This window comes from Allobosea sp. FBZP-16 (assembly GCF_002831785.1).
GTDB classification, from domain to species: Bacteria; Pseudomonadota; Alphaproteobacteria; order Rhizobiales; family Beijerinckiaceae; genus Allobosea; species Allobosea lupini.
This window is the reverse complement of the sequence record NZ_LNCQ01000032.1, coordinates 346,527-365,157: the sequence shown is the minus strand read 5'-3', so window position 1 is coordinate 365,157 and position 18,631 is coordinate 346,527. Positions and strand designations below refer to the sequence as shown.

At 67.7% G+C, this 18,631-nt stretch carries 19 protein-coding genes; 10 read left to right on the top strand and 9 right to left on the bottom strand.

Going from position 1 to position 18,631, the window contains the following annotated elements:
* The first annotated feature begins 132 nt into the window (after window positions 1–132).
* The 3 genes from CXY91_RS18455 (at window position 133) to CXY91_RS18445 (ending at window position 3,195) form a co-directional block, all read left to right on the top strand.
* Entirely contained in the window at window positions 133–1,188 is a 1,056-nt protein-coding gene (locus tag CXY91_RS18455; RefSeq protein WP_100962676.1) for a sugar phosphate isomerase/epimerase family protein, read from the top strand.
* 11 nt (window positions 1,189–1,199) lie between these two features.
* Window positions 1,200–2,375, top strand: coding sequence for a Gfo/Idh/MocA family protein (locus tag CXY91_RS18450; protein ID WP_100962759.1), 1,176 nt, complete (start codon window positions 1,200–1,202; stop codon window positions 2,373–2,375).
* Window positions 2,376–2,448: 73 nt separating this feature from the next.
* A complete protein-coding gene (locus CXY91_RS18445; protein ID WP_100962675.1) occupies window positions 2,449–3,195 on the top strand; it encodes a transporter substrate-binding domain-containing protein in 747 nt (248 codons plus the stop codon).
* A gap of 123 nt (window positions 3,196–3,318) precedes the next feature.
* On the opposite strand, the gene CXY91_RS18440 is transcribed toward CXY91_RS18445, so the two are convergent.
* From CXY91_RS18440 to CXY91_RS18415, 6 genes are all read right to left on the bottom strand, one after another.
* The gene (locus tag CXY91_RS18440) at window positions 3,319–4,263 is read right to left on the bottom strand and encodes a threonine ammonia-lyase (RefSeq protein WP_100962674.1); all 945 of its coding nucleotides are present in this window, start codon (window positions 4,261–4,263) and stop codon (window positions 3,319–3,321) included.
* The gene (locus CXY91_RS18435; RefSeq protein WP_100962673.1) at window positions 4,260–5,300 is read right to left on the bottom strand and encodes a succinylglutamate desuccinylase/aspartoacylase family protein; all 1,041 of its coding nucleotides are present in this window, start codon (window positions 5,298–5,300) and stop codon (window positions 4,260–4,262) included. The genes CXY91_RS18440 and CXY91_RS18435 overlap by 4 nt, the downstream gene beginning before the upstream one ends.
* 185 nt (window positions 5,301–5,485) lie before the next feature.
* The gene (locus CXY91_RS18430; RefSeq protein ID WP_158673482.1) at window positions 5,486–6,268 is read right to left on the bottom strand and encodes a transporter substrate-binding domain-containing protein; all 783 of its coding nucleotides are present in this window, start codon (window positions 6,266–6,268) and stop codon (window positions 5,486–5,488) included.
* Between the two features lie 46 nt (window positions 6,269–6,314).
* A complete protein-coding gene (locus CXY91_RS18425) occupies window positions 6,315–7,046 on the bottom strand; it encodes an amino acid ABC transporter ATP-binding protein (protein WP_100962671.1) in 732 nt (243 codons plus the stop codon).
* On the bottom strand, window positions 7,033–7,683 hold the full coding sequence (locus CXY91_RS18420) for an amino acid ABC transporter permease (RefSeq protein WP_091837943.1): 651 nt from the start codon (window positions 7,681–7,683) through the stop codon (window positions 7,033–7,035). The genes CXY91_RS18425 and CXY91_RS18420 overlap by 14 nt, the downstream gene beginning before the upstream one ends.
* The gene (locus CXY91_RS18415) at window positions 7,680–8,339 is read right to left on the bottom strand and encodes an amino acid ABC transporter permease (RefSeq protein ID WP_100962670.1); all 660 of its coding nucleotides are present in this window, start codon (window positions 8,337–8,339) and stop codon (window positions 7,680–7,682) included. The genes CXY91_RS18420 and CXY91_RS18415 overlap by 4 nt, the downstream gene beginning before the upstream one ends.
* 155 nt (window positions 8,340–8,494) lie before the next feature.
* Here CXY91_RS18415 and CXY91_RS18410 point away from each other — a divergent pair, with 155 nt between their 5' ends.
* The 4 genes from CXY91_RS18410 to CXY91_RS18395 all read left to right on the top strand — a co-directional run bounded on the left by CXY91_RS18410 (window position 8,495) and on the right by CXY91_RS18395 (window position 12,111).
* Window positions 8,495–9,280 carry an IclR family transcriptional regulator gene (locus CXY91_RS18410; RefSeq protein WP_100962669.1) on the top strand — a complete coding sequence of 262 codons (786 nt, stop codon included), beginning with the start codon at window positions 8,495–8,497 and terminating at the stop codon, window positions 9,278–9,280.
* 138 nt (window positions 9,281–9,418) lie between these two features.
* Window positions 9,419–9,628: a hypothetical protein gene (locus CXY91_RS18405; RefSeq protein WP_100962668.1), complete on the top strand. Its 210-nt coding sequence runs from the start codon at window positions 9,419–9,421 to the stop codon at window positions 9,626–9,628.
* A gap of 242 nt (window positions 9,629–9,870) precedes the next feature.
* A complete protein-coding gene (locus CXY91_RS18400; protein ID WP_100962667.1) occupies window positions 9,871–10,197 on the top strand; it encodes a polyhydroxyalkanoic acid system family protein in 327 nt (108 codons plus the stop codon).
* Between the two features lie 123 nt (window positions 10,198–10,320).
* Window positions 10,321–12,111, top strand: coding sequence for a cation:proton antiporter domain-containing protein (locus CXY91_RS18395; RefSeq protein WP_100962666.1), 1,791 nt, complete (start codon window positions 10,321–10,323; stop codon window positions 12,109–12,111).
* Between the two features lie 221 nt (window positions 12,112–12,332).
* On the opposite strand, the gene CXY91_RS18390 is transcribed toward CXY91_RS18395, so the two are convergent.
* The 3 genes from CXY91_RS18390 to CXY91_RS18380 are packed head-to-tail and all read right to left on the bottom strand — an operon-like array spanning window position 12,333 to window position 15,271.
* Window positions 12,333–13,268 carry a site-specific tyrosine recombinase XerD gene (locus CXY91_RS18390; RefSeq protein ID WP_100962665.1) on the bottom strand — a complete coding sequence of 312 codons (936 nt, stop codon included), beginning with the start codon at window positions 13,266–13,268 and terminating at the stop codon, window positions 12,333–12,335.
* Window positions 13,265–13,408 (bottom strand): histidine kinase, encoded by a 144-nt coding sequence (locus tag CXY91_RS18385; protein ID WP_100962758.1) that lies wholly within the window; start codon window positions 13,406–13,408, stop codon window positions 13,265–13,267. Before CXY91_RS18385 ends, CXY91_RS18390 begins: the two co-directional genes overlap by 4 nt.
* A gap of 30 nt (window positions 13,409–13,438) precedes the next feature.
* Entirely contained in the window at window positions 13,439–15,271 is a 1,833-nt protein-coding gene (locus CXY91_RS18380; RefSeq protein WP_100962664.1) for an aminodeoxychorismate synthase component I, read from the bottom strand.
* Between the two features lie 122 nt (window positions 15,272–15,393).
* Here CXY91_RS18380 and CXY91_RS18375 point away from each other — a divergent pair, with 122 nt between their 5' ends.
* From CXY91_RS18375 to CXY91_RS18365, 3 genes are all read left to right on the top strand, one after another.
* Window positions 15,394–15,984, top strand: coding sequence for a shikimate kinase (locus CXY91_RS18375; RefSeq protein WP_100962663.1), 591 nt, complete (start codon window positions 15,394–15,396; stop codon window positions 15,982–15,984).
* Window positions 15,981–17,129, top strand: coding sequence for a 3-dehydroquinate synthase (gene aroB, locus CXY91_RS18370; protein ID WP_100962662.1), 1,149 nt, complete (start codon window positions 15,981–15,983; stop codon window positions 17,127–17,129). Before CXY91_RS18375 ends, aroB begins: the two co-directional genes overlap by 4 nt.
* Window positions 17,130–17,304: 175 nt before the next feature.
* Window positions 17,305–18,618: an HlyC/CorC family transporter gene (locus CXY91_RS18365; RefSeq protein ID WP_100962661.1), complete on the top strand. Its 1,314-nt coding sequence runs from the start codon at window positions 17,305–17,307 to the stop codon at window positions 18,616–18,618.
* The last annotated feature ends 13 nt before the right edge of the window (window positions 18,619–18,631 follow it).

Here is an 18,631-nt window from a genome sequence, read left to right as displayed (position 1 = left end):
CTGAACCTGCGCTTGCCGGCTCGGGATTTGACAGGCAAGCCTACCCCGCTACATTCCTGCAATCGATTACATATCCGATCAGGCGGTCGATGGCGAGCTCCGGAAAGGGGCCGCACCAGCGGGAGGGTCGCGATGAAGACCATGAAGGGGCCCGGGCTCTTCCTCGCCCAGTTCGCTGGCGACGAGGCGCCGTTCGACTCGCTCGACGCGATCGGCCGCTGGGCGGCGTCCCTCGGCTACAAGGGTGTCCAGATTCCGAGCTGGGATGTCCGCCTGTTCGATCTCGCCAGGGCCGCCGAATCCGACGCCTATTGCGACGAGGTCAAGGGCACGCTCGCCCAGTACGGCCTGTCGATCACCGAGCTCTCGACCCATCTCCAGGGCCAGCTCGTCGCCGTCCATCCGGCCTTCGACGAGGCCTTCGACGGCTTCGCAGTGCCTGCCGTGCGCGGCAATCCCAGGGCGCGGCAGGAATGGGCAGTCGAGCAGATGAAGCTTGGAGCCAAAGCCTCGCGCCGGCTCGGCCTCACAGCCAATGTCAGCTTCACCGGCACGCTCGCCTGGCCCTTCGTCTACCCCTGGCCGCAGCGCCCGACGGGGCTGGTCGAGACCGCCTTCGCCGAGCTCGGCAGGCGCTGGCGCCCGATCCTGGACGCCTATGACGAGGCCGGTGTCGACCTCTGCTACGAAATCCATCCGGGCGAGGACGTTCATGACGGGGCGACCTTCGAGCGCTTCGTCGATGCGGTCGGAGGCCATCGCAGAGCCTGCATCAACTACGACCCCAGCCATTTCCTGCTGCAGCAGCTCGACTATCTCGCCTTCATCGACATCTACCATGAGCGGATCAAGGCCTTCCATGTGAAGGACGCCGAGTTCAACCCGAACGGGCGTGTCGGCGTCTATGGCGGCTACGAGCCCTGGATCGACCGCGCCGGCCGCTTCCGCTCGCTCGGCGACGGCCAGGTCGATTTCGGCGGCATCTTCTCGAAGCTGGCGCAGTACGATTACGAGTCCTGGGCCGTGCTCGAATGGGAATGCGCGCTGAAACACCCTGAGGACGGCGCGCGCGAAGGTGCGGAATTCATCGCAGCCCATATCATCCGGGTGACGGAACGTGCCTTCGACGACTTTGCCGCCGGGGGCACCGACGAGGCAGCGAACCGGCGCATGCTGGGCCTCGGCTGAAGGGGATGGCCATGGCGATCGAGGGCTCGACGACGCAAAAACTCAATCGCCGTCTCCGCCTCGGCATGGTCGGCGGCGGGCGCGGCGCCTTCATCGGCGCGGTGCATCGCATCGCTGCAAGGCTCGACGATCGCTGGCAGCTCGTCGCCGGCGCTCTCTCCTCCGATCCGGAGCGCGGGCGCCTCTCCGGCGAGGACCTGTTGCTCGACCCCACCCGCCTCTATGCCGATGCCACCGAGATGGCAAAGCGCGAGAAGCGCCGAAAGGATGGCATCGATGCGGTCGCGATCGTCACGCCGAACCATGCCCATGCGCCGGCGGCAAAAGCCTTCCTCAAGGCCGACATCCATGTGATCTGCGACAAGCCGCTGACGACGAGCCTGCGCGAGGCGGAAAGCTTGGCGAAGCTGGCCAAGGACAGCGGCCTGATCTTCGCGGTCACGCATAACTACACCGGCTACCCGCTGGTCCGGCAGGCGCGCGCCATGGTCGCCGAGGGCGCACTCGGCAAGCTGCGCGTCGTCCAGGTCGAATACGCACAGGACTGGCTCGCCACCAGGCTCGAGGAGAGCGGGCAGAAGCAGGCGGAATGGCGCACCGACCCGGCGAGGTCAGGCCCCGCCGGGTCGATCGGCGATATCGGCAGCCATGCCTTCAACCTCGCCGAGTTCATCGCGAACGACGAGGTCGAGGCGCTCGCGGCCGAAGCCCATGTCTTCGTCGAGGGCCGCCGGCTCGACGACAACGCCCATATGCTGCTGCGTTTCAGGGGCGGGGCGCGCGGCATGCTCTGGTGCAGCCAGGTCGCGGCCGGCCAGGAGAACGGCCTGCGCATCCGCCTCTATGGCGAAAAGGGCGGGCTCGAATGGCAGCAGGAAAACCCCAACCTCCTGATCCATTCGCCGCTCGGCGAACCGCCGCGCCTGATCCGGCGCAACGGCGCCGGCGCCTATCCCGTCGCCAACGCCGCCTCCCGCATCCCGGCCGGCCACCCGGAAGGCTATCTCGAAGGCTTCGCCCAGCTCTACACCGATATCGCCGAGCAGATCACGGCCCGGATCGAGGGGCGCGAGCCCGCCCCGTTCTCGACGCTGGTGCCGACCGTCGCCGACGGCGTCCGCGGCGTCCGCTTCATTGAGGCGGCGGTGCGCTCCTCGGCCAGGGGTGCGCGCTGGCTGGAAATCTGACGATCTCGATCCCGCTTGTCCTTCCCACCAGCTGCACGGCATAAGCAGCGCCGACGACAGGGAGGACGACGCCATGGAATTCCGCCCCGATATCGGCCAGCTCTCGCCGACCGTGCGCGAGCATCTGGCGCCGGCCAACCTGCTGCGCGCCGGCATCAACCTCTCGAACTTCCTGCTAGTGTCGAGCCGCGGCCCGCAGGGCGAGCCGCAAGGCGTCTCGCCCGACATGGCCCGCGCCCTCGCCGATCTTCTCGGCACCGGCCTGCGCTATGTCGCTTACGAGAATCCTGGCCTGCTCGCCGACGCCGCGCCTTGCGACGAATGGGATGTCGGGCTGATCGGCGCCGAGCCGCAGCGGGCCGAGGCGATCAGCTTCACGCCGGCCTATGCCGAGATCGAGGCGACCTTTCTCGTCCGCGATGCCTCGCCGCTGCGCGAGATCGCCGATGTCGATGCTGAGGGCGTCCGTATCGCGGTCAGTGGCCGGGCCGCCTATGGCCTCTGGCTCGATCGCAATATCCGCACGGCTGAGCTCGTCCGCTCCGGCACGCTCGACGATTCCGCTGCCGATTTCGTCTCGAAGGAACTCGACGCGCTCGCGGGCCTGCGCCCGCGTCTGCTCAAGGATGTTGCCGTCATTCCCAGCACACGCATCCTCGACGGCCACTTCATGACCGTGCAGCAGGCGATCGGCGTGCCCAAGGCCAAGGCTGAGGCGGCAGACTATCTCGCGAAATTCGTCGCCGCAGCGAAGGAATCCGGGTTCGTCGCGGCGCTGATCGCCAGGCACGGCGTGCAGGGGCTGAGCGTCGCGCGGTAGAGTCAGATCGCTTCCCGTCATTGCGAGCGCAGCGAAGCAATCCAGGGCGGCAGAGTTCTACGTCCTCTGGATTGCTTCGTCGCTACGCTCCTCGCAATGACGATATCTCGCCTCCGGCGCGCCTTAAGCCCCTGTCCCGTCCGTCCCGGCGCCGCAGACCAGCGCGCAGACCTTGCTGCCCGGCGCAGGCACGAAGCGCTTCGCCTGCAGCGCCGCGACCACCGCCGCGCCCGAAAGGTCGGCGGCGATGCCGAACTCGAACCAGAGCGATCGGGCTGCCTGCTCCATCTCCGCGTCGCTGACCAGCACGATCTCGTCGACATGTTTCGCGACGGCCTCGTAGATCGCCTGGTCGGTGCGCCGGCATGACATCGTCGCGACCCGCGTCTCGAGTTTGTCGAGCGTGACCAGCTTGCCGGCTTCGAGGCAGGCATGCAGCGTCGGCGAGCCATAGGGCTCGATGCCGATGATCCGCGTCTCCGGCCTGAGCGCCTTCACAGCCGTCGACAGGCCGGTGATCAGCCCGCCGCCGCCGATCGCGACGAGGATGACATCGACATCGGGAAGCTCGTCGAGGATATCGAGGCCAAGCGTGCCCTGGCCGGCGACCACCACGGGATCGCTGAACGGATGGGCATAGGTCGCGCCGGTCTTTTCGGCGTAGGCGAGCGCCGCGGCATTGGCGTCGTCCCAGACCGCACCGACGATGTCGACCTCGGCGCCCCATCTCTTCAGCTTGGCGACCTTGTCGGCCACGACATTGGACGGCAGGAAGATTTTCGCCTTCACGCCGAGCACATGCGCCGAGCGGGCGATGGCGAGCCCGTGATTGCCTCCGGATGCCGTGACGACACCGCGCGCCAGCTCCTCGGCCGAGAGCGTCAGCAGGCGGTTCATCGCGCCGCGCGCCTTGAACGAGCCCGCCGCCTGCAGCAATTCGAGCTTCAGCGTCACCGTGCCGCCGAAATCCTCGCGCGCGCTGAGCTGGCCATAGGGCAGGATCGGCGTCTTGCGGATATGCGGCTGGATTCGCCAGCGCGCCGCGCGGATGTCGTCGAGGCCGATCACGAGAGCACGCCGCGATAGGGCGCCGCCACGATCAGGCAGCAATTGCCCGGCCGGACCCGGCCCGGCTGACGCCTGCCATAGAGGATGCCGTCGGCGGCGTAATGCAGCGTCTCCGGTGGCCGGGTCGGGTCCCAGGTGCAATGGATCTTGCCCGCCGGCTGCCCGGCGCTGACCTTTTCGCCATTGGCATGGAACGGCTCGAAGATGCCGTCCGCCGTGGCGTAGACGTAAGCGGCGGTGCCCGGCAGTTCGAGCACCTGCCCATCGCCGCGGCGCGGCTCCGGCTTGTCGCGAGCGACGATGCCGAGATGGTCGAGCACATTGGCAACGCCGCGGCGGCAGATCTTCAACGCCTCCAGCGAGACCGCGCCGGCGCCCGCCATCTCGGTGCCGACCGTGACGAGGCCCTGCCGGCAGGCAGTCGCCGTCGCGGTACGCGGCTCGCCGAGATTGGCGATCACCACCGTCATCGGCGCATCGAACGCCTGCACCGCCGCGACATTCCGCTTGTGCAGCCCGGGATCGTCGGTCGGCTCGACGATCGCGCTCGGGATGATGTCGAGCGAGGAACCGCCGGAATGCAGATCGAGGAAGGCGTCGCCGAGCGGCAGGATGTGGTCGCTGACGAAGGCCGAGATCTGCTGGGTAATGGTGCCGCGCGGATCGCCGGGGAAGGTCCGGTTGAAATTGAGGCCGTCCACCGTCGACGTCCGCTGGCCGGCGATAACGGCATGGACATTGTTCGCCGGCATCAGGATGAGCCGGCCCTGCACGCGGCCGGGATCGAGATCGCGGATCAGGTCGCAGATCGCGATCGGCCCCTCGTATTCGTCGCCATGGTTGCCGCCCTCGAGGATCGCGGTCGGCCCCGAGCCGTTCTTGATGATCGCGATCGGGATCCGCGTCGCGCCCCAGGCGTCGTCATGCGGCGAATGCGGGATCATCAGGAAGCCGACCTGCTTGCCGTCCTTCTCGGGATCGACGGTGAGGAAGGCGGAGGACGGGCGCGGGGTCGGCTTCTGGCGAGGGCTGGTCATGTTGGGGCTCGATGGGACGTGGCTTGGGAAGCCTTCCCCGCAACGAGGGAAGGTCGAGACGGGTCGTCATGCTCGGGCTTGCCCCGAGCATCTCAGGCAGGTGAGGCTCCGGTCAGAGCCTTCTGGTCAGGAGATTCTCGGGTCTGCGCTCCGCTTCGCTCGAGAATGACGGCAGCGGGGATCCCTCACAGCGTCGGCAGCGGGTCCATCGGCATGTCCAGGTACTTCTTGTGCAGCCGGTCGAGCTCGCCGTTCATCGAGGCGTAGAAGATGAAGCTGTCGAGCCAGCGCACGAGATTATGCTGGTCCATCTGCACGCCCATATGCGCCGGGCTGCGGCGGATGACGAATTTGCGCTCGAATTCCTTGTTCGGGTTCTGCTTGGCCAGCGCCTGGGCGACGATCGAATTGGTCGCGAGCAGGTCGGCCTGGCCGGTGATGTAGGCCGCGGCCGCGGTCGCGTCGTCCTCGGTGCGCATCACATTCGCCTTGGGTGCGGCTTCGGTGATGGCGAGTTCCTGCGTCGTACCCTTTGCGGCGGCGATGCGGGCCGAGCCCAGCGTCTCCGGACTGCTGACGGCGGCGGACTTCGCCCCGTAGACCGCCAGGAAGGTGTTGGCATAGGGCGCGGTGAACATGATCTGCCGGGCGCGCTCCGGCGACAGGCCCATCACCGAGATCACGATGTCGACCTTGTCGGTCAGCAGGAACGGAATGCGGTTGGCGCCGGTGATCTGCTGCATCTCCAGCTTCACGCCGAGGCCCTTGGCGACCATCTCGGCGAGCTCGATATCGAAGCCCACAGCCTTGCGGTTGGCGTCCTGCGAACCGAAGGGCGGCGCATCGAGCGGCACGCCGATCCGCACCACGCCCTTGGACAGGATGTCCTGAAGCTTGTCGGCCTTGGCCTCGACCGCGCCGAACGCGGCGATCGCCATCGCCGCGAGCCCTGCAAACAGTTTACGCATCTGTCTCTCCCCTCGTTGACCGCTACTGGAACGGATCGTCATTGCCTCAGTGCAGGACCGCGCTGAGGAAGGTCGTGAGCTCGGGCGTCTTTGGCTCGGCGAGCACCGCCGCGGCCTGGCCTTCTTCGTGGATGCGGCCCTCGTGCATGAAGACGACACGCGAGCCGAACCGTCGGGCAAAGCCCATCTCGTGGGTGACGAGCATCATGGTCATGCCCTCCTGCGCCACGGATTCGAGCACTTTGAGGACCTCACCGGTGAGCTCCGGATCGAGCGCCGAGGTGACCTCGTCGAACAGCATCAGCTTCGGCCGCATGGCGAGCGAGCGCGCGATCGCGACGCGCTGCTGCTGGCCGCCGGAAAGCTGCGAGGGATAGGCGTCGAGCTTGTCCGCCAGCCCGACGCGGGCCAGCACCTCGCGGGCGACCTCACGCGCCTCGTCCGGCCGCTGCTTCTTCACGACGCGCGGGGCGAGCGTGATGTTGTCGCTGACCGAGAGATGCGGGAACAGGTTGAACTGCTGGAAGACGATGCCGACCTCCTGCCGGAGCTTGCGCAGGTCGGTGGCGGGATCGTTGACCTTGACGCCGTCGATGCGGATCGTGCCGGCCTGCACCGGCTCCAGGCCGTTGACGCAGCGCAGCAGCGTGCTTTTCCCTGAGCCCGAGCGGCCGATCACGGCGACGACCTCGCCCTTCTCGATATCGAGCGAGACGCCCTTCAGCACCTGGTTGGCGCCATAGCTCTTGCTGACGTCATGGATTTCAACGAGCGACATCGAGCTTCCGCTCGAGCGAGCGGCTCCATTGCGTGAGAGGGAAGCACATCGCGAAATAGATGCAGGCGACGGTGATGTAGACGGCAAAGGGCTTGTAGGTGCCGGCCGCGGTGAGCTGGCCCTCGCGGGTGAGCTCGACGAAGCCGATCACCGCCGCCAGCGAGGTGTTCTTGATCAGCTGGACCAGGAAGCCGACCGTCGGCGGTATCGCGATCCGGATCGATTGCGGGATGATGACGTAGCGCAGTTGCTCGCCGAGCGAGAGCCCGAGCGACGCCCCCGCCTCCCATTGCGTTTTCGCGATCGAGACCAGCGCGCCGCGCCAGATCTCGCCGAGGAAGGCCGAGCCGTAGACCGAGAAGGCGACGGCCGCCGCGATCCAGGGATTGACCGAGATGCCAGCGAGCGGCAGGCCGAAGAAGATCAGGAACAGCCAGACCAGGAGCGGCGTGCCCTGGACCAGCTGGATATAGGTCGCCGCGAACCAGCGCAGCGGCGCGAGCGGCAGGATCCGCAGGATCGCGAGCCCGAGCCCCAGCACGGCAGAGCCGGCGAAGGCGACTGCGGTTAGCGCGATCGTCCAGCGCGCCGCCGCGATCAGGTACATCACGTCGATGAGGCCGAATTCCCGGATCATCGCACGAACACCAGGCGGTAGATCAGGGCGAACAGTCCGCGGAAGCCGATGGCGAGCGCGAGATAGAGCACACCGATCACCGTATAGACCTCGAAATCGCGGAAGGTGCGCGATTGCACGATCGACGCGGCATGGAACAGGTCCTGCACCGAGATCTGCGAGGCGACGCTGGTCGCCAGCATCAGCAGCACGAACTGGCTGGCGAGCGCCGGGAACATCGCCTTGAGCGCCGGGAAGACGATGATGTAGCGGAAGACCTGCAGGCCGGAGAGCCCGAGCGAATGCCCGGCCTCGACCTGCGCCTTCGGGACGGCCTCCAGGCCCGCACGCACGATCTCCGTGGTGTAGGCGCCCAGATTGATCACCAGCGCGATCATCGCCGCGGTGAGCCCGTCGAGCCTGACGCCGAAGCTTGGCAGGCCGAAGAAGATCAGGAAGAGCTGCACCAGCAGCGGCGTATTGCGGATGATCTCGACATAGGCGCCGACGATGCCGCGCAGCCAGGCCGGGCCATAGGTCCGCCCGGCGGCACACAGGATGCCGATCAGGAGCCCGCCGACCATCGCGACACCCGAGAGCAGGAGCGTGATCCAGACGCCGTCGAGAATGGACTGCCAGGCCGCAAAGACGTCGCGAAATTGCAGCCCGTACTTCATCGCCGTCAGCCTTCCAGGGCCTGCGGACCAAGGTCCCGCCGGCCGGATGCGCTGGATGGATGTCGCGGCGATGCGCTCATGTGTCTCCCTCTTTACCCGGAGGCTAAATTGGCTTCTTATTTGATGTCAAGCTTCATATATGAAACAGGCGCAACATGAGCGTTCTTCCCGAAGCCGACACTTACGAGAAGGCGGCCTATGCCGCCCCCGCTCTGGAAAAGGGCCTCGACATCCTCGAACTGCTCGCCGAGACAGGCGAGCCGCTCTCGACCCGCGTGATCGCCGAGCGGCTGCAGCGCTCGAAGAGCGAGATCTTCCGGATGGTCTTCGTGCTGCAGCAGCGCGGCTATCTCGAGCGCGAGCCGGGGACCGACCGGCTCGGCCTGTCGCGCCGCCTGTTCGACCTCGGCATCAGGACGCCCGGCGGCAAGCAGCTCACCTCGGTCGTGCTGCCCCTGATGGAGCGCTTCAGCGAGGAAAGCGGCCAGGCGGCCCATCTCGTGGTGCTCAGCCGGGCGCAGACCGTGGTGCTCGCCACCACAGCCGGCCATCTGGATGCCAGCGTCATCGTCCGCCCCGGCTATGGCCGCCCGGCGCTCGACGCCAATTCCGGCCTGCTGATCCTCGCCTTCCAGTCGGAGGCGCGCCGGCGCGGACTGATGGGCGAGGCTCCGCCGGAGACCAGGCAGCGCCTCGACGAACCGGCGACGCAGGCCGCCCTCGCCGAGATCCGGGCGCTCGGCCACCGCATCGCGCCGAGCCGCGACATCCTCGCAGTCACCGATATCGCCTGCCCGGTGATCGGCCCGGCCGGCCATGCCGAGGCAGCGATCCTGGTGCCTTGCCTGCAACGCCACGGCGTCGAGACCGACGAGAGCGCCATCCTGCTCGCACTCAAGGCCTGCGCTACCGAGGCGGGGCTGCGCCTGCCCTTTGGCTAGCACTGATCCGGTAAACCCACGGGCTAACCCGGAAAACCCGCGCAATTGCCGCAGCGCCACCCGAAGCCGGCCATATACTCTCCAAGATTGCTCGCGATTTTGCCTCTGATCGGAGCAACCGCCACGGAGGAGGACGATATGGCCGAGACCGCGACGAACCCGCAGACCATCGTGATGACCGATCCGGAATGGATCGCGCTGGAAAGCATCAACGAGGAAACCCGCCGCTTCATCTTCGGCGAGGCGATGCTGCGTCTGCTTCAGGGCCGCGGCCTGGCCGAGCCCGGCGACGAGCTCTGGAAGGTCACGCCGGAAGGCCAGCAGGCACTCGAAGCCCGCAGCCATTGATCCTCCCACGTCACTCACTCAACCTGGTCGTCCCGGACAAGCGGCGCTGCCGCGCCGATCCGGACCCATTCCTGAGCCTTTCCGATAGAGCTTCCGGAATGGGTCCCGGGTCTCCCTGCGGTCGCCCGGGACGACTCGTTCCAATGTCGGAGCGGTCGGCGAGCATTAGGCGGTTGCAAGCGCCGGCCGCGCCGCCCATCTCAGCGCTACGCCAGCTCGCTCACGCTTCCGGGACCTGACGCATGAAACGCCCCGTCACCATCACGATCTCGCATGCGCTCGGCCGCGAGGCGGCCCGCCAGCGGCTGCAGGGCGGTGTCGGCAAGGTCCGCGACAAGCTCGGTGGCTTCGGCATGCAGCTCGTCGAGGAGAGCTGGCAGGGCGACACGCTGCAGTTCGGCGTCGCCGCCCTCGGCCAGACCGTCAGCGGCAAGATCGAGGTCGAGGATGCGCTCGTGCGTGTCGAGGTGATGCTGCCTTTGATGCTCGCCATCTTCGCCGAGAAGCTGAAGCTCGGCGTCGAGAAGCAGGCCCAGATCCTGCTGGAGCACAAGCCAACCAAGGCGTGACCTGCGCCTCGGCACACCGTGTCGCAGCCTCGTTGCGACTTTTGTTCACCATAGAAGGTTGAATTCCCCCGCCGCGATCCGCAAAGTCGCAGGCGCCCCTTCCCGCCTGCCCACCGGAGACCCATGCATCACGGCCCATTGATCGCCATCATCGTCATGGGCCTCGGCCTCGCCTTCGTGTTCGGGGCGCTGGCACAGAAGTTCAGGGTTTCCCCGCTCGTCGGCTATCTCCTCGCCGGCGTCGCGGTCGGCCCGTTCACCCCTGGCTTCGTCGCCGACCAGGGGCTCGCCAACGACCTCGCCGAAATCGGGGTCATCCTGCTGATGTTCGGCGTCGGCCTGCATTTCTCGCTGAAGGACCTGCTCTCGGTCAAAGCCATCGCGGTGCCCGGCGCGCTGGTGCAGATCGGCACCGCGACCCTGCTTGGCCTGGGGCTCGCTTTGCTGCTCGGCTGGAGCGTACCGGCCGGCCTCGTCTTTGGCCTGGCGCTCTCGGTCGCCAGTACCGTCGTGCTGCTGCGCGCCCTGCAGGAGCGTCGCATCGTCCAGACCGAGAAGGGCAAGATCGCCGTCGGCTGGCTGATCGTCGAGGACCTCGCCATGGTCCTGGCGCTGGTGATGATCCCGGCGGTCGCCGATGTGCTGAACGGCGGCTCCGGAGCCGCCGCAGGCGGCGGCCCGCTGGCGACGCGCTTCGATCTCGGCCTCTGGGGCGTGCTCGGCCTGACGCTCGCCAAGGTCGCCGCTTTCGTCGCCTTCATGCTGATCGTCGGGCGCCGGCTGATCCCCTGGATCCTGCACTGGGTCGCCCATACCGGCTCGCGCGAGTTGTTCCGGCTCGCCGTGCTGGCGATCGCGCTCGGCGTCGCCTATCTCGCCGCCAGCCTGTTCGGCGTCTCCTTCGCGCTCGGGGCCTTCTTCGCCGGCATGATCCTGAGCGAATCGCCGCTCAGCCATCGCGCCGCCGAGGAATCGCTGCCGCTGCGCGATGCCTTTGCCGTGCTCTTCTTCGTCTCCGTCGGCATGCTGTTCGATCCCGGCATCCTGCTGCGCGCGCCGCTGCCGCTGATCGCAACCATCGCCATCATCCTGTTCGGCAAGACCCTGGCGGCCTGGCTGATCGTGCGCGCCTTCGGCAAGCCCGATCAGGTCGCGCTGACGATTTCGGCGAGCCTGGCGCAGATCGGCGAATTCTCCTTCATCCTCGCCGGACTCGGCGTCTCCCTGAAGCTGCTGCCGGAACAGGGCCGCGACCTGATCCTTGCCGGTGCGATCTTCTCGATCGTGCTCAACCCGCTGATGTTCAAGCTGGTCGACCGCTTCGCCCCGCCCGACCCGGCACCGGCCAAGCCCAGGCCGGCAGAACCGAAGCCGGCCGAGGCCGCGCCCGTCCCTCAGACGGAAGCGCCGGCCGCGACGCCGGAGCCCGAGCCAGTGCCCGCCCCCGAACGCGACATCGCGCCGACCGAGCTCTCCGACCACATCGTCGTCGTCGGCTATGGCCGCGTCGGCTCGCTGCTCGGTGCGGGGCTCGCAGCCATGGGCGAGAAGCTTCTGGTGATCGAGGACCAGGATGACGGCGTCGCTGCCGCCCGCCGCGACGGTGCCGAGGTGCTGGTCGGCAATGCCGCTGATCCGGAGGTGCTCGGCGCCGCAGGCCTGGCGCGGGCGAAGCGCCTCTTCGTCGCCATCCCCGGCAGTTTCGAAGCCGGCCAGGTCTGTGAGCAGGCGCGCAGGCAGAACCCGAACCTGCCGATCGTCGCCCGCGCCCATTCCCTCGCCGAGGTCGAGCACCTCAAGGGTTGCGGCGCCAGCCGCACCATCATGGGCGAGGCCGAGATCGCCCGCGCCATGCTGGCGCTCTGCGGCAGGAAGGGCGAGGAGCCTGCTCCGAGCACGCCGAACGCGGCGTGAGCTATTCCCGCAGGCTCCGTCTTATTCCGCAGAGCCTGCTCCAGAAGAGCGCGGGCCGTCCCGGGCGACCGGAGGGAGACCCGGGACCCATTCCGGAACCTTGATCGGAAAGGCTCCGGAATGGATCCCGGATCGGCGCGGCTATCGCCGCTTGTCCGGGATGACTTGGTGATGGATGTCGAAACCCAATTTCCCGAGAGCTGAAACAGTCCTGATCCGGACTACCCCTCGCCATCCATCAGCGGGTGCAGGTCGCGCACCATGCTCTTCAGCCGCTCGTCGAGGATGTGGGTGTAGATCTGCGTCGTCGCGATGTCGGCATGGCCCAGCAATTCCTGCACGACGCGCAGATCGGCTCCGTTCTGCAGGAGATGGCTGGCGAAGGCATGCCTGAGCACATGCGGCGAGACCTTGGCTGGCGACAGGCCAGCCGCCGCCGCCAGCGACTTGAGGTCGCGGCCGAAGGCCTGGCGGGTCAGGTGCCCGCTCTCGCCGTCTGACGGAAACAGCCAGCGCCCGTCAGCCGCGCCTTGCTCGCGCAGCAGGGCAAGATGCGCGGAGGCTGCGACGCGCGCCGCCTCGTTCAGGGGCACCAGCCGGTCCTTGTCGCCCTTGCCGCGGACCACCAGGAAGCGTTCGCGCGTCGTCGCCGCCGAGAGCGGCAGCGCAATTAATTCGGAAACGCGCAGGCCGGTGGCGTAGAGCATCTCGATCAGGCAGCGCATCCTGACGCCCCGCGCCCGCGCGGCGGGCGAGAGCCCCTCCTGCTCCGCCATCTGCTGGGCGGTACCAATCAGCTTGTCGACCTCGGCGACGCTCAGCACTTTGGGCAATGGCCGGCCGAGCCGTGGGCCCTCAATCGCGGCGGTCGGGTCGCCTCCCACCAGGCCCTCGGTATAGAGAAAGCGATGGAACTGCCTGACGGCTGAAAGCCGCCGAGCGGCCGAGGAGGCCTTCAGCCCGCGCTCGGACAATTCGACCAGATAGGCCCGGACATCGTCGGCCGTGGCCGCGGCGGGGCCACCCTGGCTGACGGCGAAGCCGAGATAATCCTCGAGGTCGCGCTCATAAGCCTCGAGCGTATTTTTGGCCGCGCCCCGCTCGGCCGCCAGCATGTCGAGGAAGCCGTTGAGCCAGGAGCGCGCCTGCTTGCTCATTTCTGCAGCTTCGAAGGCGGCACGATCTCGACGATCTCGCGCGGCTCCGGCTTCACGAAGGTGACCAGCGCGAGCATGCCGCCATAGACCAGCCCGGCAATCACAGCCAGGAACGTCACGAACTTGAATAGCGTCGGCACGGCCGGCGATTCCCCATGCACCCCAACCCGTTATTTCTGATCGGGGGTATCGAACGCAAGCGCGGAACCGGCGATCTCTGCAGGTTGCAACCCGCGCAGGCTGTTGCCGACGAACCAGCGCCCGGCCTGCCTGAGGTCGTCGAGCCGCAGCGGCGCTTCGCGGGCATCTCCGCTTTCCATGAGTTCACGGCGCAGCACGCCCGGCAGCAGACCGTGCTCCAGCGGCGGCGTGAGCAGCACGCCGTCGTGCTCGACGAAGATGGTGCTGCGGCTGGTCTCGGTGACGAAGCCCTGCCGGTTCAGAAGCAGGGCATCGTCGCAACCTTGTGCCGATGCCTCGGTGAAAGCTCGCTCATAGATCGCCCGGCGCGTCGTCTTATGGCGCAGGAAGGGATCCCCGGCATCGACCCGCTGCGTCGCAATGGCGATCCGGACCGCGCCGCCTGCCACGACCGGCATCGGCGCAGTCGTGATCTGAAGCGTGCCGTCGCGGCGCAACTCGCAACGCACGCGGCGCTCCTCCCCGGCAGGAAACGATGTCTCAGCCTCGGCGAGCTGCCCCAGCGCCTGCTCCCGGTCAAACCGGAAGCCGAGCGCCGCGGACGACGCAGCCAGACGCTCGAGATGCAACGCCAGCCGGACATAGCCACCCGACCAGCGCAGCGTCTCGATCAACCCGTAATCCCCGGCGAGATCCGTCAGCACCCGCGCCTTCAGCCGGCATTCGGCATATTCCTCTGCCGGCCTGGAATCGACGACGATCCCGCCGCCGACGCCGTAGACGCCCTCGCCCCCCAGCAGCAGTGTCGCGGTCCGGATCGCGACGTTGAAGCTGAGATCGCCGTTCGGCGCGATCATGCCGAGCGAACCGGTATAAACCTCGCGCGGCGCGGCTTCGAGCTCGCGGATGATCTCCATTGCCCGCAGCTTCGGCGCTCCGGTCACCGAGCCGCAAGGAAACAGCGCCTGCATCTGCTGAAGCAGCGACAGGCCGGGCCGCAATCGGCTCGTCACCGTCGAGGTCAGCGTATGAAAACCCGGATAGGTCTCGACGCTGAACAGCGCGGGAACCTCGACCGAGCCCTGCTCGCTGATCCGGCTGAGGTCGTTGCGCAGGAGATCGACGATCATCAGGTTCTCGGCCCGCTGCTTCGGATCGGCGCGGAGCGCTGCCTTCGCCGCCTCATCCGCCTGCGCATCGACGCCGCGCGCTGCGGTCCCCTTCATCGGCCGGGTGACCGCGCGCCCGTCTGCCGTCTCGATGAACAGCTCCGGCGAGACCGAGACGATGCTCGCCTCGCCTGTCGCGACCAGGCCGCCATGGCCGACCGGCTGGCTCGCCCTGAGCGCACCGTAAAGCGCGAGCGGATCGCCGGGATAGCGGAAGCGGATCGGGAAGGTCAGGTTGACCTGATAGGCGTCGCCGGCGTGGAGATAGTCGAGCACGCGCTGCACCGCCGCCGCATGCGCCGCTTCGTCCAGATCGAACGCCAGATTGTCCAGCGGCGGCGGACAGCGCGCCGCAAGATCTCGATCAAGCGCCGCCGGCTCGATGCGGCGGGGCTCTTCGAACAGGCCGAACCAGAGCAATGGCAGCCGAGGCTCGCTCGGCGACAGCCCTGCCAGCCGTGGCTCGAAGGCATAGCCGAGCTCGTAGGAGAGGAAGCCGGCCGCGTGCAGACCCTGCGCCAGACCGGCCTCGATGCGGCCGAATGCAGCGACAATGCCGGAGGGCTCGCTGGCCGAGACGATCTCGGCGGGCTCGGCGAAGAGCAGCGCCTTGCCTGTCTCACTGCGATCTTCCAGCAGCACGAAAGGCGACCGCAGACCGGCGATCCCGCAATTTGCTCCAGCCACCGGCATCACGCCCTTCGCCCCCGTCGCGGCGCTACGAGCCCGACTGCGTGGCCGCGGTCAAGCGCCCCTGCATCGCACATGGCGGTACCGCGATCCTCATGCTAGAGCGGGCGCAAGGAATTCATTTGATGACGATGGCGGAAACGATCGAACAGGTGGATCGCATCGCCCTGCGCGCCGCGCTCGGAGCGCGGGCGGTAGTGCTGGTAGGCATGATGGGCTCGGGCAAGAGCTCGGTCGGCAAGCGCCTCAGCGCCCGGCTCGGCTTGCCCTTCGTCGATGCCGATACCGAGATCGAGACCGCCGCCGGCATGACGATCCCGGAGATATTCGCGCAGCGCGGCGAAAGCGAGTTCCGCGATGGCGAGCGCCGCGTCATCTCCCGTATCCTGACGACGCGCGCACCGCTCGTGCTGGCGACCGGCGGCGGCGCCTTCATGAACGCCGACACCCGCGCCCGCATCGCGGAGCTCGGCATCTCGATCTGGCTGAAGGCCGAGCCGGACGTGCTGATGCGCCGCGTCCGCAAGCGCAGCAACCGCCCGCTGCTGCAGACCGCCGATCCCGAAGCGACCGTGCGGCGCCTGCTGGCCGAGCGCGAGCCGATCTATGCGCTCGCCGACATCACGCTGATCTCGCGCGACGATCCCCATGAGGTCGTCATCGAGGACGCCGTGGCCGCGCTCGACCGGCGGCTGCGCCAGGAAGGCAAGGAATGAACGCTTTGGCTGAGGCTGCCCCTGCATCAGAACGCATCGTCGTGCCGGTCGCGCTGGCCGAACGCTCCTATGACATCCTGATCGGCCGCCACCAGCTCTGCGAGGCCGCCCAGGTGATCGCCAGCCGCTTTCCCGGCGCCCGCGCCGCCATCGTCACCGACACGAACCTCGCCGCCTTGCACGCGCCCGCCCTCGAATCCTGCCTGCAGCAGGCCGGCGTCACCGCGACGCGCCTGACCATCCCGCCGGGCGAGTCCTCCAAATCCTATGCCCGCTTCATCGAGCTCTGCGACGGCCTGCTCGCCGCCAAGATCGAGCGCAACGATCTCGTCATCGCGCTTGGCGGCGGCGTCGTCGGCGATCTCTCGGGTTTTGCCGCCTCGGTGCTGCGCCGCGGCGTGCGCCTGGTCCAGATTCCGACCAGCCTGCTCGCCCAGGTCGATTCCTCGGTCGGCGGCAAGACCGGCATCAATTCGAGCCATGGCAAGAACCTGATCGGCGCCTTCCACCAGCCGGCGCTGGTGGTCTGCGACACCGCTTTGCTCGACACCCTCAGCGAGCGCGAGTTCAAGGCCGGCTATGCCGAGGTGGTGAAGTACGGGCTGATCGACGATGCCGCCTTCTTCGACTGGTGCGAGGTCAACTGGCGCCGCGTCATGGAGGGAGGCCCCGAGCGCGACCATGCGGTCGCGACCGCCTGCCGGGCCAAGGCCGCTGTCGTCGCCCGCGACGAGCGCGAGGATGGCGACCGTGCGCTCCTCAACCTCGGCCACACCTTCGCCCATGCTCTGGAGCGCCTGACCCGCTACGATTCCGCCCGCCTCGTTCATGGCGAAGCCGTCGCGATCGGGCTTTGCCTCGCTTTCCGCTTTTCGCAGCGGCTCGGTCTCTGTTCCGGCCAGGATGCCGGCCGCGTCGCCGCCCATCTCGCTGCCGTCGGCCTGCCGACCAGGCTGCAGGACGTTCCCGGCGGAACCGGCACGGCGTCTGACATCGTCGAGGCGATGACCCAGGACAAGAAGGTCAAGCGCGGCGCACTGACCTTCATCCTGGCGCATGGCATCGGCAAGAGCTTCATCGCGCCCGGCGTCGCCACCGAGACGGCGCACGACTTCATCGAGAGCGAACTAGTGGAACGAATTTGACATTTGCCTCTGACCTGACATCAAGCGGGAAGCAAATGTCAAATTCATCAGTTCCACTAGACGATCAAAGGGTTGCTAGTGGTCTTATTGATTCCGACATTCGCTACGCCGCTCTGCACTGGGAAGATGCGAATGTCGGAATCAGACCGCTAGCGGGAACCTGAGCGCTTCCTCCATGGTCGCCATCCCGCACCTCGATCCCTGGCTCGCCATCGCCATCGTCGCGCTCGGCGTATTCCTGACAGGCTTCCTGGCCGCAGCCGATGCGGCGCTGCATGCGATCTCGCGCGCCAGGCTCGTCCAGCAGGAAAAGGCCGGAAGCCGCCGCGCCGCGATCGTCCTGCGCGTGCTCGGCGATCGCGAGCGCCTGAGCGGCGTTTTCCTGCTGGCGCGGACGCTGGTGAAGACCGCGACGGCGAGTTTTGCCGCCTATGCCGCGCTCGCCTCCTTCGGCGTCGGCGGCGCGGCCTGCCTCGCGATTGCGGTCGCGCTCATCGTCGTTGTCGTCGGCGAACTCGCGCCGCGCATGGCGGCCGTTGCCGACCCCGAGCGGATGGCGCTCAAGCTGGTGCGGCCGGTGGCGCGCCTGCTTGCCGTACTTGGTCCGCCGGTCCGGCTGATGCAATGGTTCGCGCGCCGCTCGCTCGGCCTGTTCGGCCTGCGGATCGATTCGCAGCGCCCGGTGCTGGCGATCGACGAGATCCTGCGCGACCAGATCGAACTGATGCGCCAGGAAGGCACGGTCGCCAAGGCAGATGGCGACATGGTCAGCGGCCTGCTCGATCTGAAGCAGCTCGAAGTCGCCGATGTTATGATCCACCGCACCAAGATGCGCACGATCAATCTCGATCTCGGGCCTGAGGCGATCGTGCGCGAGGTGCTGGCCTCGCCCTACACCCGCATGCCGCTCTGGCGCGAAAAGCCGGAGAACATCGTCGGTGTCCTGCACGCCAAGGACCTGCTGCGCGCGCTCGACGCCGCCGGCGGCGACGCCTGCAAGCTCGATGTCGCGACCATCGCGCTCGAAACCTGGTTCGTGCCGGTGAATACGCCGCTGCCCGAGCAGCTCAAGGCCTTCCTCGCCCGCAAGACGCATTTTGCCCTCGCGGTCGACGAATACGGGGAGGTGATGGGGCTGGTGACACTCGAGGACATCCTCGAGGAGATCGTCGGCGACATCCGCGACGAGCACGACGTCGCCGTTCCCGGCCTGCGCCAGCAGCCGGACGGGGGCGTCATCGTCGATGGCGGCGTGCCGATCCGAGATCTCAACCGGGCGATGGACTGGCAGTTGCCCGACGACGAGGCGACGACCATCGCCGGCCTCGTCATCCACGAGGCCCGCGCCATCCCCGATGCCGGCCAGGCGTTCACCTTCCACGGCTTCCGCTTCGAGGTGATGCGCAAGAGCCGCAACCGGCTGACCGCGCTCAGGGTGGCGCCCGCCGGCAACGGCAGCCATGGGCACGAGCCCGCGACCGCCACGTGATGACCGCCGGATC